Origin of the sequence: Cystobacter fuscus DSM 2262, from assembly GCF_000335475.2 — a bacterium.
Lineage (GTDB): Bacteria > Myxococcota > Myxococcia > Myxococcales > Myxococcaceae > Cystobacter > Cystobacter fuscus.
This window is the reverse complement of the sequence record NZ_ANAH02000006.1, coordinates 36,803-49,579: the sequence shown is the minus strand read 5'-3', so window position 1 is coordinate 49,579 and position 12,777 is coordinate 36,803. Positions and strand designations below refer to the sequence as shown.

General features: G+C 66.2%; 11 protein-coding genes. 4 read left to right on the top strand and 7 right to left on the bottom strand.

The window, feature by feature from the left end; all coding sequences use genetic code 11:
• Positions 1-399: 399 nt before the first annotated feature.
• Positions 400-978, bottom strand: a complete 579-nt coding sequence (locus tag D187_RS54965) for a hypothetical protein (RefSeq protein WP_155893301.1) — start codon at positions 976-978, stop codon at positions 400-402.
• 1,071 nt (positions 979-2,049) lie between these two features.
• Positions 2,050-3,093: an SRPBCC family protein gene (locus D187_RS10485; RefSeq protein WP_155893300.1), complete on the bottom strand. Its 1,044-nt coding sequence runs from the start codon at positions 3,091-3,093 to the stop codon at positions 2,050-2,052.
• Between the two features lie 274 nt (positions 3,094-3,367).
• On the opposite strand from D187_RS10485, the gene D187_RS10480 reads away from it, so the two are divergent.
• Positions 3,368-4,561, top strand: a complete 1,194-nt coding sequence (locus D187_RS10480; protein ID WP_002631234.1) for an App1 family protein phosphatidate phosphatase — start codon at positions 3,368-3,370, stop codon at positions 4,559-4,561.
• A gap of 59 nt (positions 4,562-4,620) precedes the next feature.
• On the top strand, positions 4,621-5,085 hold the full coding sequence (locus tag D187_RS10475; RefSeq protein WP_043429388.1) for a cupin domain-containing protein: 465 nt from the start codon (positions 4,621-4,623) through the stop codon (positions 5,083-5,085).
• A 68-nt stretch (positions 5,086-5,153) separates the two neighbouring features.
• On the opposite strand, the gene D187_RS10470 is transcribed toward D187_RS10475, so the two are convergent.
• The 4 genes from D187_RS10470 to D187_RS10455 all read right to left on the bottom strand — a co-directional run bounded on the left by D187_RS10470 (position 5,154) and on the right by D187_RS10455 (position 8,699).
• Entirely contained in the window at positions 5,154-5,405 is a 252-nt protein-coding gene (locus D187_RS10470; protein WP_002631238.1) for a metallothionein, read from the bottom strand.
• A 279-nt stretch (positions 5,406-5,684) separates the two neighbouring features.
• The gene (locus D187_RS10465; RefSeq protein WP_211241497.1) at positions 5,685-6,818 is read right to left on the bottom strand and encodes a hypothetical protein; all 1,134 of its coding nucleotides are present in this window, start codon (positions 6,816-6,818) and stop codon (positions 5,685-5,687) included.
• 28 nt (positions 6,819-6,846) lie between these two features.
• Positions 6,847-7,644, bottom strand: a complete 798-nt coding sequence (locus D187_RS10460) for an IclR family transcriptional regulator (protein ID WP_002631241.1) — start codon at positions 7,642-7,644, stop codon at positions 6,847-6,849.
• 170 nt (positions 7,645-7,814) lie between these two features.
• Positions 7,815-8,699 carry an alpha/beta hydrolase gene (locus tag D187_RS10455; RefSeq protein ID WP_002631243.1) on the bottom strand — a complete coding sequence of 295 codons (885 nt, stop codon included), beginning with the start codon at positions 8,697-8,699 and terminating at the stop codon, positions 7,815-7,817.
• Positions 8,700-9,247: 548 nt separating this feature from the next.
• Here D187_RS10455 and D187_RS10450 point away from each other — a divergent pair.
• Entirely contained in the window at positions 9,248-10,420 is a 1,173-nt protein-coding gene (locus D187_RS10450; RefSeq protein WP_043429258.1) for a S8 family peptidase, read from the top strand.
• A gap of 93 nt (positions 10,421-10,513) precedes the next feature.
• Positions 10,514-11,221, top strand: coding sequence for a 2OG-Fe(II) oxygenase (locus tag D187_RS10445; protein WP_002631247.1), 708 nt, complete (start codon positions 10,514-10,516; stop codon positions 11,219-11,221).
• Between the two features lie 127 nt (positions 11,222-11,348).
• Here the strand turns inward: D187_RS10445 and D187_RS10440 are convergent, their stop codons facing one another.
• On the bottom strand, positions 11,349-12,716 hold the full coding sequence (locus tag D187_RS10440; RefSeq protein ID WP_002631249.1) for a sodium-dependent transporter: 1,368 nt from the start codon (positions 12,714-12,716) through the stop codon (positions 11,349-11,351).
• Positions 12,717-12,777 lie beyond the last annotated feature (61 nt).

Here is a 12,777-nt window from a genome sequence, read left to right as displayed (position 1 = left end):
TCGAATGGCGTCCCGGCATCAAGCCGGTTGAGTCCCTGTGGCCTTTAGCCCCGCAGCAGTCCTGGCAAGAGAACCCGGCAGCGAGGGGCGAGCTACACGTTCAGGGCGGTCATGGGAGCGGCGAGCCACACGGCACGGGATAACCCTCCGGCGGGAGGTAGGCAGCCCCGGCCGTGTTGCACGTATGTCGCAGGAGCGTGCGGAATGGGCCGGAACGGGGCGGTACAGGAGGGGACGCGGCGGGATATCGACTCCCAAGCACTCCGGGCGGTTACGAGGTAAGGGCGCGATTCTGCTGGGAGTTTCGCACCGCCCGACGCGGGTTCGATTCCCGCCGCCTCCACTGTCTTCAGCCGTGATCACGGGTGGTTAGAAGCCGCATCCATCCGGTGTGCCGCACTACGGAATGATATCTGGCGCGTTGGTAAAGAGCGTGTGGAGGAGAGTGGTTTTCGGAGGCTCTAGAAGTCCGGCGAAGAGATGCACGGGCGTCTCCGCGATCTCACGAGGAACCGCGCTGAATCCGAATGATGCCTCAATCGTTCTGGCGACGACCTGGGCTGGCAGGATCATGTTGGGAGGCGGCGGTTCGAAGCTGGCTTTATTTCTTCGAAGACGGCCTTCGATATAGTCGCATTCCACTCCATATACGAAATAGACGGGTGCCAACAAGCTTACACATCCCACGACAATCCAACTGGCGAAAGGCGTGTTCGACTCCTTTGGTGGGTAGATTATGCAGCGGGGCCCCCCATCGGCCGACGAGTACGTCTCCCCGATTTTATAATTTGGAAGCTCGCTTCTTAATTTGGCCCTGAACGCTCTCCAGGGGCCCATGTTCTCAATCCACTGTGTCCACAGTGCCTGACGTCGATTTTCTTCGGGGCTTGGCTCTGGCGTAAAGTGAAATTCGTTGCTTGAGTCGTAGTAATTCCGAACGACCCTGATGAGGTCTTCTGCTGAGAGAGATGGAGGCATGGATGTCTCAATCAGTCATGGCATGGGCGCGGGGACGCCGAATACAACCGGCTTTGCGCGGGGATCGCAGTTTGGTTTGACTCGCGAGCCCATGATGGCGGCATTGAGTCTCACTCCATAGGCTTCTCTGATAGTGGTGCACAGTGTATACATCAGCGGCGGTGGAGGTTTGGTGAGTGTCGAGAGCACCGCATAGGCGGCCTCATTGGCGATGTTTGCCGAGATGCGTTGGGCAAGGGGGTGGAGATGGGGCCATCTTCGTTTTCTAGCGGCATCTCTACCCCGATCCGGCAGGTGTATGTTTCTTTTGTTGCGCCGTTATTGATCTGCGCGTGAACACATGCCACGCGCCACCCGCCTGGGCCGGCTTCTGTTTGCGGTACTGTCGTCGTGAACTGAAAATGTGACGGTTGGATTCGGCCTTCCACGCCTGACGCGCATCCCAAAAGCAGAGCAAATAGCGTCAGAAGCGCAGTCGGCTGGACAAGCCGTTGTTCCATGACGGCTGCGCGCTTGGGTCGCGAGCGCAAGGCGTCAGTGGCGACCTCTTTCCTCACGAGACGTGACGTAAGGCCATTTCTTATCCCTCTCGGAATGGACACCCGCAGTGGCTGTGTCGGCGGCGGTTTGTGGGCTAATGGTTCGAGCAACATTAAAAGCGGCTTATCTGATAAGTGTGGATGAAGGTGGGAACTGGTAAAGCTCGGGCTTCGCGAGTACTTAGTAGGCTAAACGGAAAGAGGTCCCCTGTGTCAACTCGTAGTGGACGCGATACCGGACGCTCCAGGTCGCGTTTTAGACCGAGCGACGGTGAAGAGGCGTGCTCTGGGGTTCCGATCAACCATCCGAAGGAGAAGTCAGCGTTGCGGTCCGAACCTCAACGGGAGGGGAGTACCAGCCACGCCGCGACATCGCCCCCACCGAAGGGAGGGGAAACGCCCCTCACCGGCTCCTCGTGCGTTGGTGTCATGTCGGAGCACCCGCGTCCCTGGGCCGCCAGCTCTCGTTGGGCCCCCGGGGCGCGGGCGCTACCAGGAGGGCGGGTTGCGCGCTGCGTCACCAAGCCTGCACTCAAGGGGACGGGTGAGCGAGCTTTCCCGTGCCCGCCTCGCGCTCGCAGCGCTCCTTGAGGATGCCAAGGATATAGCGTTGGACGTCGCGCATGACGAAGTCCGTCCAGGCGCCCGAGTACGAATTGAAGTGGGTGGAGAGCCGGTGTGTGCTGGAGAGGTGGAGCCGCACGCGCCCCGCTCCCAGGGGCTCCAGTCGGTAGCGTCCATCGAGCACGTCGAAGTACGGACCGCCCACGGTGACGTGCTCGTCGAGCGCGGAGGGCGGGATGGTGCCGGGGTCCGCGCGGATGGAGAAGGCGAGCTCGCGCTCGGGCTCCCAGGTGGTGACGGTCTCCACGAAGAGGACGCCTCGTTCGAAGGTGGCGTGGCGAACCCCTCCCACCCCCTCGTGGGAGAGCGTGGCCTCCACGGGGCGGGGAAAGCCGATGACATGCGAGAACGCGACACGGTGCTCCTCGGACCGGAAGGCGGGCACGCGGATGATGTGGCGCCAGACGGTGGCCGGCGGCGCGTCGATGTCGATGGCGGTGTCCACCTCCCGCAGCTGCGTGGCCGCCGCCAGCCGGCTTTCCAGGGGGGCGGCGAGGAACGGCAGGACGAGCACCGTCGCCATGAGGCGCCCCTGCCGCGGTCCGCGTGCGTGGCGCCACCGCGCCACGAGCCCCGCGGCGGCACCTCCCAGGCTGGACATCAGCAGGAAGAGCGGCAGCCAGAGGGCAATGCAGATGATGCCTTCCCAGGCGAGCACCAGTGCCGCCGCGAGCGACACCAGGGCCGGCACCCAGGGAGCCGTGAGCCGCCGCCCCCATGACCACGTGCCGTCCCGCTCCCCGAGCGCCACCGCCAGGAAGCCGAGCGAGAAGGGCACGCCAAAGATGAACGCCACGCTCATCACCGCGAAGGGGCCCTGGAGCACCTTCAGCCCGAAGACGAGTCGCGCGAGCAAGCCGTAGAGCACCCCACAGATCACTCCGACCCAGGCCACGCGAGAGCGAGTGAGGGAAGTCGGCGCGGGGTGAGCGGGGGTGCCGGGATCTGCCATGCCTGGTGTCTCCTTGCCCTTTCCCGCGAGAACGCGCGGCGGCGGTCGCGAGTGTAGGAGGGATGAGGCCCCGGGTGTGGGCCGAGAAGGGTGTCGAGAAGGGTGTCAGACGACCTCTGGGCCCGTCCTCGGCCGCGACCGGGTGCTGGTCAGAGACGCCAGCACCTGACGCCTGCCTCCACACCGGGGCAAGCCCACACCTCATTGTCACCGACTGAACGCCCGGCATGCACCGGCGGGCCGTCATCCGTACCCTCCCGCGAAGGGGAGGAGCATGGCGAATCCACTCGTTCGACTCACTCGCCGTACGGTGGGCGGGGCCAAGCGCCTCAAGCGCCGGGCCAAGAAGCGCCTCGGGCTGTTCGATCCGCTGCAGATTCTGCCCTTCCGCGGCTACGGCACCCGTGAGTGCCTCGTCGTCAGCGGCCGGCTCCTCGAGCGAGAGGGCGTCATCCATGACGCCGACGAGGCGGCGGCCTCGGAGGACGCCACCCGCGCGAGCAACGGGCGCCTCGACAACCTGCGCGCCTCCATCCGGCGCTTCCGCAGCGATGAGATTCCGGATGCACGCATCGCGGTCCGCTTCGGCCCGGTCCGCCAGGAGGCCGTCACCGACGAGGAGGGCTTCTTCCGCCTGGAGCTGCCGCTGCCCGAGCCCGTGGAGCCTGGCTGGAAGGAGGTGGAACTCGAACTCCTCGAGTCGATGGCTGGCTCCGAGGGCATCCGAGCGAAGGCGCACGTCTTCGTGCCGCCCGACGAGGCGGAGTTCGGAATCATCAGCGACGTGGACGACACGGTCATCCTCACCCGCGCCACCCACCGGCTGCGGATGATCCATACCGTCCTCTTCAACGATGCGAGGAGCCGCAAGCCTTTCCCTGGCGTGGCCGCCTTCTACCGCGCTCTGGAGCAGGGCCCGGATGGCAAGGGCATCAACCCTATTTTCTACGTCTCGCGCAGTGGCTGGAACCTCTATGATCTGCTGGACGCCTTCTTCGAGGTCCAGGACGTCCCGCACGGGCCGCTCTTCCTCACCGACATCTCCCTCATCGAGCCGAAGTCGAAGGCCCTCGGCGAGGGCCAGGACAAGCTGACGCGCATCCGCGGGCTGCTCGAGACCTACCCTTCGCTGCCCTTCGTCCTCATCGGGGACAGCGGCCAGCAGGACCCGGAGGTGTACGGCACCATCGTCCGTGAACATCCGGGCCGCATCCGCGCCGTCTACATCCGCGACGTCACCGGCCCCCGGCGCGACCAGGAGGTGCGAGCACAGATGGAGCAGCTGCGCGCGCTCGGAGTCCCCGCGCTGGCGGTGGGGGACTCCTGCGAAGCGGCAAGGCACGCGGTGGACCAGGGACTTATCGGTCGCTCCGCCCTCTCCCTCATCGAGGAGTCCTCGCGCGCGGACGAGGCGCCGGAGAAGGTGTCAGACGAATCGCATGAGGGCGGGTCGACACGAATCCTTTGACACCATCCAGCGGACACCATCCAGCGCTCATCTCCGCGTCGGATATGGTGGCCTGCACGATGAAGAAAATCGACCTGTCCGCCGTGCCCGTCCAGACCGGAAGCAGCTATCCGCCGCCCTTCGACTCGCCCTGTAACGCTCAATCCTTCCAGCGGCTGGCGCGCCACGCGGGTCTGACCCGGTTCGGCGTCAACCTGACCGTCATCGAGCCCGGCGCCTGGTCCAGCCAGCGGCACTGGCACAGCCACGAGGACGAGTTCATCTGGGTGCTGGAGGGCGAGCTGACGCTGGTCACCGACGCCGGCGAAGAGGTGTTGCGCCCCGGCGACTGCGTCGCCTTCAAGCGAGGAGACCCCGATGGCCACCACCTGATCAACAAGTCCGGCCGCCCGGCCAAGGTGCTCGAGATCGGCAACTCCGACCCACAGGACCGCTGCGTGTATTCGGACATCGACATGGTCGCCGAGCCGGGCAGAGCGAGGTACATCCACCGGGATGGGACGCCGTATCCCGTGAAGGGATAGGGGCGGCCCGGTGGAGCCGGAGAAGGTGTCAGACGAATCGCACGAGGGCTGACACTGCCGCGCGGGGTCTACTGCGCGGGGGCGTGATCCGCGTTGTCGACGATGGAGCGGGCTCCGGCGGCGCGGGCGCAATGGGCACAGCAGTAGAAGGTGCCATTGGCCTCGATGCCGTGGCCCAGCACCTTGCAGTCACAGTGGTCGCAGACGGGCGCCAGCTTGTGGATGGCGCACTCGAAGCTGTCGAAGGTGTGGGTGACGCCAGCGGTGATGACCTGGAAGGCCAGGTAGTACTCGTTGCCGCAAACCTCGCACTTGGCCATGGAAGCCTCCTGGAAGAAGAGTGGGTCCTCGCACGAGGCGAGCCACCTGCCCCCAAGTCCGAGCGGCTCGCGTCAGCCGCCGGTCCTCTCCCTGGCATCCAGCAGAGCGCCTGGACGCTCGTCCCAGACGTCAACCGAGCGACGCCTTGAGCCACCCGTCCAGCTTCTCCGGCAGATTCCTGGGCGGCTGCTCGACCAGTCTGGTCTCAGCTGTATTGAGCGTGAGGCCTCACCCGAGGCTCACCGCCGCGGCTGCTTCCCCAGGATCCGCGGCGGACGTCACTCAATCGTGGAGTCGGTGACCACGATGGGCGTATCCGCGTGATTCGATATCTGGGGATACGTCGCGTACCACGAGCCACCCGTGTTGTTGCGGATGACCGAGCGGTCGATGCGGATGTCGCCAGAGTGATCATTGCTGACGAAGAAGATGGCGCTGCCGTGGGCGTTGACCTCGTTGTGCTCGATTCGCGTGCCGCAGAGGGACAGCGTCATCGTGTTGCCGTCGTTGTAGATGGCCCCGCCGCTGCCCCCGCCCGGGGTCCCCTCCCTGGCGGGATTCGCGCCGTTGCCAATGGCCCGGTTGTGGGAGAAGAGGCTGTTGATGATGGTCCACGACACGCCGATGCTGCTGATGCCGCCGCCGTTGGAGCAGGCCCCGCCGTAGCCCTGCTCGCCGCCGAAGGTCGTGTTCACCACGTAGACGGGCCGTCCCTCGTACTGGCTGAACACACGAAGGGCGCCGCCCCCGACGTCGGGCCCGACATCCGCGCAGACGTTGTTGAAGAAGCGGGAGTTGATGACCTTCACGCGCCCACCACGCACCCAGACCGCCCCGCCTCCGTCGAACTCCGTCTCGCTCTTGGAGCTGGCGTCCACGAACGTCAGGTTCTGGAGCGTCAGCCGGGGATGGTCCTGGTTCTGGCAGTGGGAGGTCGTCCACACCTGCGCCTTGTCGCAGGTGTTCATGTACAGGATGCGGTGCTTGCCCGCTCCGCTGAGCGTCACCAGGCCCTTGCCGTCGATGACGATCTCCGGCCCCTTGTCGTTGAAGACCTTCGCCGTCCTGTCGAGCGTGAGGGTGACAGGCTCCGGTCCACAGTCGAACGTGATGACTCCGCCCCTGGCCACGGCGTCGACGAAGGCCGCGCTGGTACAACTCGCCGGAGTTCCCGTACCGACGACGGTGGTGGGCCTGGAGACGTCCGCGAGGCCTGCCTCGGCCGGGACGCCGCACGTGGCCTCCGCGTTCGGATTGCCGGCGGGCGGCCCGTCCTTGGGATGGGTCAGCGGGTTGGGCACGTCCACGCCCGGCTCGTCGCTCGAGCAGCCTGAAGCGCAGGCGAGAGCGAACCCCGCGGCCAGCGAGAGGACGGTGGGCGCGGGACCGCGGCGAAGTCTCTTCGGGTGCATGAAGCCAGTGTACACGGGGATGCGCCTTTCAGCGGCGCAGGAGTCCTGCCTCGACGCCGCGGACGAGGTCCACCAGACGAGGGCCGAGGTCATTCATGAGGCGCTCGCGAGACAGCTGGCACGAGGGGCCGCCGCAGTTGAACGCCAGGACCTGACTGCCATCGGGCGGGATGAGGGCGACACCCACGGCATTCACATCCGACGTCCATTCACCGACGGAGAGCGTGAACCCATGGGTCCGGTACTCCTCGAGGGCTTGCTCGATGCCGTCGCGCAGGCGCGGCCACTGGTCCGGCTCCTGCCTGGCGATGCGCTCCATCATCACACGTTGCTCCAACTCGGGCAGGGTGGCGAGCAGCGCCCGCCCCATGGCCGTGGTCGCCAGCGGAATGCGTGCGCCCACGTCGAGGCGCACGGTCACCGCGGAGGGGGAGCGGCAGTGCTCGACGTACACCATGCTGAGCCGGTCTCGGGTGCCCAGGGAGACCATGGCGTTGACCTGGTGGGCCATCTCCTGCATCAGGGGCCTGGCCATCTGGCGGGCGTCCATGCTGGAGAGCGCCGCGTAGCCCAGCGATAGCACTCCCGTGCCGAGCTGGTACTTTCCCGAGCGCTCCGAATATTTGAGATAGCCGAGTCGGGTCAGGGTGTGGGTCAGTCGGGAGATGGTCGGCTTGGGCAGGCCGGTGCTCGCCGCGAGCTCCCGGTTGCCGAGCAGCGGGGTGTGAGGCGTGAACGCACGGAGCACCTCGAGCCCGCGCGCCAGTGCCGTCACGAACTGGCGGTCCTTGGCCTCTTCCTCGTCCGGATCGTGCAGGAGTCCCACGCCCGGGACGTTAGGCGCTCCAAAGACTTCGGGTCAACGCGCGCGGAGTTCAGTTTCGCCTGGAGAACAAGGAGTGGGGGAGGGCTGGGCGTCAGGCTCCCGGGCTCGTCCAGGGTCTCGTGGGCGCCTCCAGGCAGGTGAACACCGGAGAGCCCACGCCGTCCTCTTCGCTAGGGCTGGGTGAACTGCGTCAGCCAATTCAGGTTGGTCCTCAATGACCAGTCGTAGGTCCCCGTGCGCCACTTCTGGTCCAGCGTCAGGCCAACGCAGCTTCCCTGACGCATGTAGCAGTGGTCGGCGACTCCATCCGAGGCCTCGGAATTCTCCACGATGTACCAGCCGCTGCCGTTGTCGCGGAAGCAGGAGGTCGCCAACGGGCAGGACAGCCCCGTCATGGCCTGGATCTGGCTGCGCACGGTGAGCTCGGTCGAGCCCATGAACGCGTCGTTTTCTCCATTCACGACCCGGAGCCGGTCTCCCGGCAATGAGCGGTTGCCATTGGCGACGCAGGAGCGGAGATCGTAGACGGAATACTCGACGCCCGCTCCCAGCCCATAGGCGGCCCGCACCCGGTCGTCATGGTTCTTGGCCAGGATGGCCATGATGGACCCCTGGCTGAATCCGGCCACGACCACGCCCTTGGAGCAATCCGCCTTGGCGCGCGAACAGATCGTGTTGATGGCGCTGGTCGAGCGGGTCGAATCGAAGATGCACCTGGCGCGGCTCTCGAGCGTGGAGCAGGTGCCAAAGGTGGCGTTGTCATACTCGACGGTGGCCGCGACATAGCCGCGGCTCGCCATCTCCTCGACGGCGGCCATCGCCGAGGAATGATCGAACCCCTCCGTGGTGCCCACCGTGTAGATGAACACCGGGTATCTGCTTTGCGAGGACAACGGCTCCTTGCCGATGATGCTGTACGTCGTGCCACAGATGGCGCCACTGCCGCCCCTGTACGTCGCCGTGAAGCTGGTCAGACTCTGGGCCTGGGCGGAGAAGCTCCACGCCATGGACAAGAGCAGCGCAACGAGGATCCTGGAACCTGCCGTCGCTTTCATGATTTCTCCCCTGGCCTGGGAGGGGCGGACCGCATCCCCAGGCAATCAGAGACACTACATGGGGAATACAGAAAATCAAGCCAGGGTGGTCAGGTCAGCCGTTGCGATACGGTGGGTTTCGCCATGCGAAACAGCCCATGTTTCACAGTCCGTTTCGCTAGGCGAAATGAGGCCATGGCGGTTGGAGGCGCGGCTCCTGCTGGAAGCCGCGGCACCCGTATCTTGGTGGTATTTACATGGCAGCGATTGGCGGGTTGCGTCATGCCAGCGCTTCCAGCCGAGCGGCACCTCCATCCGTCCAGGAGGCCGACGGCGCCTCGCACCAGCACTCCTCATTCCAGAGTCCTGGTGAAGTTCAGCTCCCGCGGTAGGTCCCCCTTGGGCGAGTGATTTTACAGTCCTCCTCGAAATTCACGTTTCCCCAGTTGGTTCAGGGAAACCGAGGTCGCGCAGTTGCAACTGAGTTGCTTCTGCTATAGGGTTGCGCCCGCTTCAATCGTGAAGCGAATCCCCCTCCCCATACATCAGTAGTCACAAAGGAAGACTCCATGCGCGCGACGCGTAATGTGCTGTTCCTTGGCTCTGTGCTGTCCCTGGCGGCTTGCGGTGGTAATGAGATGGATATGGCGGTCGAGCCCGAGGAGCTCGGCCAAGGCGTGGCACCGTTGCATCAGGCCGTTCCGGGCATGCGCCTGGAGGGTGAGTACATCGTGAAGCTGAGGGATGGGGCGCAGGCCCGCTCCGTGGCGGCCGTCCTGGGCGTCTCGCCGAACCTCGTGTACACGCAGGCCGTCAATGGCTTCTCGGTGACGCTGAACGAGACCCAGTTGCGCGCCCTGCGCCACAATCCCAACGTCGAGTATGTCGAGGAGGACCAGTTCGTCTCGACGACCGCCTCCCAGACGGGCGCCACCTGGGGCCTGGATCGCATCGACCAGACCTCCAGCACGCTCAACAGCACCTATTCGTACACCAGCACGGGCGCCGGTGTGCACGCGTACATCATCGACACGGGCATCCTGACGAGCCACTCGAACTTCGGTGGCCGCGCCACCGCCGTGTATGACGCGCTCGGCGGCAACGGCCAGGACTGCAACGGTCACGGCACCCACGTGGCCGGCACGGTGGGCAGCTCCACCTACGGCGTCGCCAAGGGCGTCTCCCTGCACGGCGTGCGCGTTCTGGACTGCAATGGTTCTGGCTCCAACTCGGGTGTCATCGCCGGCATCGACTACGTACGCACCAAGCACGTCAAGCCGGCCGTGGCCAACATGAGCCTGGGCGGTGGCTACTCCTCCACCATCAACACGGCGGTGACCAACCTGGCCAACGCGGGCGTGTTCGTCGCCGTGGCCGCGGGCAATGACAACGCCGACGCCTGCAACTACTCGCCAGCCAGCGCCCCGGTCGTCACCACGGTGGCCGCGACCACCAAGACCACCGCCCGCGCCTCGTACTCCAACTACGGCAGCTGCGTGGACATCTACGCCCCGGGCTCCAGCATCACCTCGACCTGGTCCAACGGCAGCACCAACACCATCAGCGGCACCTCCATGGCCTCTCCGCACGTGGCCGGCGTGGCCGCGCTCTACAAGGCGACCTATGGTGACGCCTCCCAGGCCACCATCGACGCCTGGCTGAAGAACAACGCCACCAGCAACGCCGTCACCAGCAACATCTCCGGCACGCCCAACAAGCTGCTCAACAAGGGCTCGCTGTAAGACGCCGCTGACGCACGGATGAACCCACTGGGGGCCGTGGCCTCATCCCACGGTCCCCGGTGTGCATCGCGGGTAGACAGGGAGGCCACCGCCATGACCGATTTCATCGAAGTCCACGACGACGTGCTTCCTCCCGGGCTCTGCCAGGACATCATCAAGCGCTTCGAGCGGAGTCCGCACAAGCATCGAGGCCAGACCGGGGGCGGTGTCGACCTGAGCAAGAAGGACAGCTACGATCTCCTGCTCAACGCCCACCCCGAATACCAGGAGCCGCTCCGACTCCTCCTGGATCGTGCCTTCCCTCCGCTCAGGAGCTACCTGACCAGGTACCTGTATGCCCTGGTCGGCGCCGTCTCGCTGTCGATGAAGCACCCCCAGACGGGACAGTTGATGACGATCACCCGGGAGAGCTTCTCCCAGTTGCAGGGTCCCGTCCTCGATCAGCTCATCGGCACGGTCTACCGCTACGGCAACCTCCAGGTGCAGAAATACCTCCAGGGCTCTGGGGGCTATCCGCACTGGCACTCGGAGATCTTTCCCAAGGATGCCAGCTGCGAGCCCCTGCACCGAGTCCTCGCGTTCCAGTTCTACCTGAACGACGTGAGCGATGGCGGCGAGACCGAGTTCTTCTACCAGGAGAAGAAGGTTCAATCGAAAGCCGGCCGGATGCTCATCTTCCCCGCGGGGTTCACCCACACCCACCGGGGCAATGTCCCGCGCTCGGGTGACAAATACATCATCACTTCCTGGGTGCTCTTCCACCGCGCCGAGACGCTGTACGGCGGTGGGCCTCCCGCGTAGCGCCCGCGCGCTCCCAGGGGCCCAGGACGAACCCGACGCGGCTGCATGGCGCCTGGTCCGCGCAGGAGACGTCGTCCTGGGAGGATGGCGCACCTCTGACCCACGGATTTCCCGCGGTCCCCGTTGCTCAGGTGCCGCCGAGGAGTCCCAGGCTGTGCAGCAGGATGAGCAGGATGAGCACGGGGGTGACGTAACGGACCAGGACGTGGACCCCAGCGTCGTACCAGGCTGGCTCGCCGTGGCCCTTGCTCATCTCGTCGCGGAGGACGGCGCGCGGGACGAGCCAGCCGCCCACCACCGTGACGGCCAGACCGCCCAGCGGCAGCAGGACATTGGAGGACACGAAGTCGAAGAGGGAGAAGAGGTCCCGGCCCAGCACGCGCAGGTGCGAGAGCGCCGGCCCCTGCGACAGGGTGGCGGGGATGCCCAGCACCGCCATGAACAGCGCGGTGAGGAGCGCGGCCGTGGGGCGGCGCAGCCGGGCGGAGCGGATGAGCCACGCCACGGGGACCTCCATCAGGCTGACCATGGCGCCCAGGGTGGCCACCGCCGCGAGCACGAAGAAGAGGGCGGTGAAGAGCTCGCCGCCGGGCATCTGCGCGAAGACGCGCGGGATGGTGACGAAGAGCAGGCCCGGGCCGCCCGCCGGTGTGTCACCCAGGGCGAAGACGGCCGGGAAGATGGCCAGGCCCGCCAGCAGTGACACCAGCGTGTCGGCGAGCGCCACGCGCGTCGCATTGGGCACCAGGCGCGTGTCGTCCGGCAGGTACGAGCCGTACGTCGTCATGGTGCCCATGCCCAGCGACAGCTTGAAGAAGGCGAGCCCCAGGGCCGACAGCAGCACCGCGCTCGAGAGCTTCGAGAGATCGGGCGTGAAGAGGTAGGCCACGCCGGCCGACGCACCCGGCAGCGTGAGCGCGCGCACGTCGCAGGCCAGCAGCAGCAGCAGCAACAGCGGCATGAGTGTCTTGGTCACCTTCTCGATGCCACCCGACACACCCGCGGCCACCACGCCCACCGTGATGGTCAGCACGGCCAGCTGCCACAGCACGGGCTCCCACGTGCCGCCCACCAGCGCCTGGAACGTGGCGGGCGTGAGGGGCGCGCCCGAGACGAAGGCACCCAGCGACTTGAAGACGTAGGCCAGCACCCACCCGGCCACGTCCGTGTAGAAGGCCATGATGAGGAGCGACGAGGCAAGTCCCGCCCAGCCGATGGCGGCCCAGAAGCGCTGGCGCGGCACGATGCGCGCGTAGGCTTGCACCGCGTCCACGCGCAGGTGCCGGCCGATGGCGTGCTCCACCACCATCACCGGCAGCGCGGCGAGCGCCACCGCCAGCAGGTAGGTGAGCACGAAGGCCGCTCCGCCGTTGGAGCCGGTGAGGTAGGGGAACTTCCAGATGTTGCCGAGGCCGACGGCGGAGCCGAGCGTCGCGGCGAAAGCTCCGAGGGAGGAGCCGAAGGCATCCCGCTTCGTGGGGGTAGGTTCGGGCATGAGCGTGGGGCCCGGGCGCGGTGCGCCCCGGGGGCGGGAGCCTCTACCATGGCCCTGTTCC